The organism is Mesorhizobium sp. M7A.F.Ca.AU.002.02.1.1 (assembly GCF_003998535.1).
Classification (GTDB): Bacteria; Pseudomonadota; Alphaproteobacteria; order Rhizobiales; family Rhizobiaceae; genus Mesorhizobium; species Mesorhizobium ciceri.
The window spans coordinates 1-994 of the sequence record NZ_RZPB01001280.1; the positions used below are offsets into that span (position 1 = coordinate 1).

Annotated in this window: 1 protein-coding gene and 1 pseudogene; both read left to right on the forward strand. The window is 57.9% G+C overall.

Features of this window, described 5'->3' with window-relative positions; translation table 11 throughout:
- A pseudogene (locus EN879_RS37125) lies at positions 1-238 on the forward strand (sulfotransferase); the annotation flags it as partial.
- A 389-nt stretch (positions 239-627) separates the two neighbouring features.
- Positions 628-994 (forward strand): cation:dicarboxylase symporter family transporter (locus tag EN879_RS37130; RefSeq protein WP_127274769.1); only part of this gene is annotated, 367 nt, incomplete at its 3' end.

Here is a 994-nt window from a genome sequence, read left to right on the forward strand (position 1 = left end):
CCTGCTTGTAATGGAATACGAGAGCCTACTTCACGAACCTGCCCAATGCCTGGGAGCGGTTTGGGATTTCCTGGGCGTTCCAGCGCTTGAGCCATCAGATAACGCCATCCTGCAGCGCCAGGAAACGCGACCGCTGGATCAAACGGTGGAGAACTTTGACGAGTTGCGGATTCACTTCGCACGGGGACCTTATTCAAGATTTTTTGACCTCGGAGATTCAATGCGCTCCTACGCTTAATCGCTTGTACCGCGTGCTCTGATGGGCGTGTAGGATATCCTGCAGTTTGCGCGCATTCCGTCGCAAAACTGACAAACCAAAGTCACCAAGACGACAGAGATATCGGCCGGCAGTCGATCTGCGGCAGACATCAAAGACACGGCCGCAAGGCGACCTGGTCAATTCCCTCTCTGGCGAAGCACTTCTTCAGACGCGATCTTTGGCGAGCCTTGAGTGCAAATTCCGGCAAAGGTGGAGGGTTCCAGTGCGCAACCCGCACCAATCTCGCTGGACGGGACAGGCCTCCAGTTGGCACGGCGCTTGCTCCGAGATGACAGCAGCGCTCGACCGGAGCGCAGCATGGGAGAAGGAGGAGCCCCCACCCCGATCCGGTCAGGGAGAGAGAAACGGTGTTGGTTCCAAGAGTCCCCCGCGCGATCGCAGCGCCCCGCAAGCCCCATTTTGCCCGGACCTACGTGCAGGTGCTTGCCGCCATAGTCCTGGGAGCCGCAATTGGCTACCTCTATCCGGAAACCGGCCAGAGCCTGAAGCCGCTCGGCGATGCCTTCATCAAAGTCGTCAAGATGATTATCGCACCTGTCATCTTCCTGACAATTGCGACCGGCATTGCCGGCATGAGCGATCTGCAGAAGGTCGGCCGAGTTGCCGCCAAGGCGATGGTTTATTTCCTCACCTTCTCGACACTTGCACTCGTTGTCGGACTGATTGTCGCGAATATCGTTCAACCTGGCGCCGGCCTCAACATCGATCCGGCCT